The following is a 3,111-nucleotide window of genomic DNA, read 5'->3' on the forward strand; positions in this document are numbered from 1 at the left end:
GAGTACACCTCCATCGAGACGACGCTGCGCGGGCGTGACCGTGGGAGGGCTGTTCTGCGCCTGAGCGGATGCCGCTGCAGGTTGGGACGCGGCGCCAGCGGGTATGGCCAGTGCAGTGGACGCTGCAACCGATGCGGCGGCCAAATCGGAGGCGCGACGGGCCTGGTCCGCCTCTTCGCGCTTGATGCGCGCCTGCTGACCCGCGATGTCGACCGTGGTATCGTTGTCGCCTGAATCTTTCGGCTTCTGCAATGCGGCTTGCTTGTCTTCCTGATGCTGTTGATATAGACGTTGCAAGTACATCGAGACGCCACTGGCGAAAAGCGCAATCGCGACCAATGCGAGCAGTACGAGCTTCAGTTTGCCGACCCGGGACTTGCGACGCCCAGGCAATGACGGCACGCCCTGCTGGGTGGAGTCTTCGCCGGCAGTGTCCGCGCGGTGCGCGATTTCGTTGTTATCGTTACGATCGGGTTCGTTCATGGACATGTCTTAGCTCCCTGCCTTCGACTCGCTCGACCCGCTTAAACCATCCGAACCACCTGGGTCGGCGGGACTGGCAGAATCCGCATTCGGGTCGTGCTGCACGCGCGCTGTGCCGCGTCGCGAGGATCCTGTCGTGTTGTATCGGCCGTCGGGCGAATATCCATCGTTCCGGATGCCGAGCACCGCCGCCCCGTAGCGAATCACGAACTGCTTGGCGGTCTCGTGAACGACGATCGTGTCGCCTTCCATATGGAAATTCGCCGTTGCTTCCGACCCGTCCGGCAGGATTGTGAAAACCTTCGGCAGATCGCGCGACGTCATATAGCGGAAGTAGGTAAAGCGCCCGTCGTCCCAAGCAGCAGTCGGCGCAAGTTCGCGGTTGCCCCGCATGAAGTACGCGGTGTTGCTCGCAGACAGCCCACCGGTGACCGATTGCCCGGCGCCGAGCGCGATTGCGACGGCCGCCTGTCGGCGCGCAGCAGCGGCCGAGTTTCTGGCCTGCGTGTCCGGATAGTCGAATTTGAGCACCCACGTGGTCGGCTGGCCATGGGAACTGCTCACGAGCGACAATGTGTAGCGACGGCGATTGGTCACCAACATCAGGTTCGTATCGGGTTGGCTGGCGCGCGGCTTCAGCAAGACCCAGTTGTCATTTGTGGACATCGCCCACGCTTTCGCGTCGCCAATGCCGGCGCCCTTGTCCATCACGGCTTCGCCGGGTTCGAACTGGACGAGTACCGCGCGGCCAGGCATCGTGGCGACGCGATACACCTGATCCTCATCAAAGCGGGCGCACTGGATATGCGGGTCCGCGCCGCATGAGTGGGGCGTCTCCAGTGCCCACACGGGCGGCACGATGCAACACGTGGATGCAACAAGTGTCGCCGTCGCGATCGGAAGCAGCAGATGCCGAGTCATCGCGCGCTCCCGCCGGTTGGCGATACAGCGGATGCTGCAGCGGCCGGGGACGCGACTGGGTCGAGTGCCGGGGCGCGGGTCCAATCGCGCGTCACGGTGTAGCTTGTCGCGCGCCAGCCTGTCGGATCGACGTCTTGTGCGTCGACCTTTTCCGGAATGTCGTCGTGCCGGTATGAGATCGTCGCGACCCAGTAGGTCGGCTCAGGACGCGCGACACCGGGGTTAAGCGGAATCAACTGGCGAGAGAGGAACACCTGCGCCGTGCTCCCGACGAAGGTAATCACGCCGACCTTGGCAATGACGCGTGCCTGGTCCTTCAGCACCTTGAGCGGTCCATTAGCCCCGCGAATAAAATTGTCGTAAATATCCTTCTCGCGCTCAGAACTCATCAGCATGACTGCGTCGTGTACGTCTTGAATCGTCTCCCAGTCATAGCTTTCTCGCCATTCAACGTATCGGCGCAGGTCCGCTCGATCGGATTTCTCACCGAACGTGACATGTCCGTTCGCGGCCGTCGGCAGCACGTCAACTTTTCCTGTCGCGTTGTCCACACGAAGCACCGCTGGCGGATTTGGACGCTTTAGCACTCCTAATGCTCCAATTCCAAAAACAGCGACGAGGGCAATGCCGCCGAACAGTACGGATCGGCGATCGGCGCGTTTCGCTTGCTCGCGCGCAGCGTCGACCTTCGACTTTTCGAACTCGCTAGCCTGTTGCATATACCAGTTCGACGGGTCACGTGCCTGCACCTCGGTCGCCGCTGTCGAGGTGTCGTTGCCGGGCGCCACTCGCGCGCGTCGTGCGGGTCCGCTGGCAAAACGCTGCTTCATCGCTGCAAACATAAAACGCCCCTACTTCGAGTTCGTGCTGACGGCGGGATAGTTCACCGGTTGGCTCGTCGACTGGCTCGTCGATTGATCCATCGATTGATTGACCGGCACCCAGTCACCGGTCGGCTGGGGTGGCTTCGGCGGCGAGCCGCAAGCAGCAAGCGCGAGAACTGCGGCTAGAGCGATCATGGTTGCTTTCAAAGCTTGCTCCTTTACCCAACTTAGCTAACTTAGCTAACTTACCCACTTCATCCAATGTGCATTCGTCCGATCAGGCGAACGGCACTCCATATCAAAATCGTGATCACAGCCCATATGGCGACGACCTTCAGAAATTTCGGCCAGAACCAGGCCCAGAATCCGTCCATATCGCCTCCTACGCCCGGCCCCTGATCGAACCACCCTGACCCTTCTCGTCACGGCCAGAACTGCCGCTCCCACCTCGCGGCATCGAGTTTCTAAGCTTACCCACCATGCTGGATATCCCGACTCCTCCACCCAACTGAGATGCCAATCCAGGTAAGTTCCACGAAATAATGACGAACGCAATTCCCATTAAGCAAAGTTCGATGATCTGCTGCCAGGACGGCGTGGTGGCGTTCGGAATCATCGTCGTCGCGAATGCGCACTCGATTGCGCCCGCAGCCGCAAACAACGACACGAGAAAAACATAGTTCATGCACTGCCCGGCCCAGTTCTCAAAAAACCGCCGAGTTGGCGGGAACAGCGCAAGGGAAATAAATAATGGTCCGAGGGCGAGCAGCAGTCCCAACGCAAATTTCGCCAACAGGATGTACGCTGCTGCGATGGCCATGAACGGCGAGCCGAGAATGACGAGCAGACCGATGATTGCAATGGCCGCGATGGTCTGAAAGCC

The 3,111-nt window shown here is 60.6% G+C and carries 4 protein-coding genes and 1 pseudogene; all 5 read right to left on the minus strand.

Annotation, left to right across the window (positions count from 1 at the left end):
• Positions 1 to 489: pseudogene (locus WCA53_RS01935) on the minus strand (TrbI/VirB10 family protein); the annotation flags it as partial.
• A 3-nt stretch (positions 490 to 492) separates the two neighbouring features.
• Complete coding sequence (locus WCA53_RS01940; RefSeq protein WP_423904910.1) at positions 493 to 1,404, minus strand: TrbG/VirB9 family P-type conjugative transfer protein; 912 nt, start codon at positions 1,402 to 1,404, stop codon at positions 493 to 495.
• Complete coding sequence (locus tag WCA53_RS01945; RefSeq protein ID WP_423904912.1) at positions 1,401 to 2,246, minus strand: virB8 family protein; 846 nt, start codon at positions 2,244 to 2,246, stop codon at positions 1,401 to 1,403. Before WCA53_RS01945 ends, WCA53_RS01940 begins: the two co-directional genes overlap by 4 nt.
• 9 nt (positions 2,247 to 2,255) lie before the next feature.
• Positions 2,256 to 2,435, minus strand: a complete 180-nt coding sequence (locus WCA53_RS01950) for a hypothetical protein (protein ID WP_423904914.1) — start codon at positions 2,433 to 2,435, stop codon at positions 2,256 to 2,258.
• A 175-nt stretch (positions 2,436 to 2,610) separates the two neighbouring features.
• Positions 2,611 to 3,111 (minus strand): type IV secretion system protein (locus tag WCA53_RS01955; RefSeq protein WP_423904916.1); only part of this gene is annotated, 501 nt, incomplete at its 5' end.

The sequence above is a fragment of the Caballeronia sp. genome, from assembly GCF_049581465.1.
Classification (GTDB): Bacteria; Pseudomonadota; Gammaproteobacteria; order Burkholderiales; family Burkholderiaceae; genus Caballeronia.

Bases quoted from the DNA above. Each gene is read 5' to 3' on its own strand.
- WCA53_RS01945 (WP_423904912.1), bottom strand. From the start codon at position 2,246: ATGTTTGCAGCGATGAAGCAGCGTTTTGCCAGCGGACCCGCACGACGC.
- WCA53_RS01940 (WP_423904910.1), bottom strand. From the start codon at position 1,404: ATGACTCGGCATCTGCTGCTTCCGATCGCGACGGCGACACTTGTTGCA.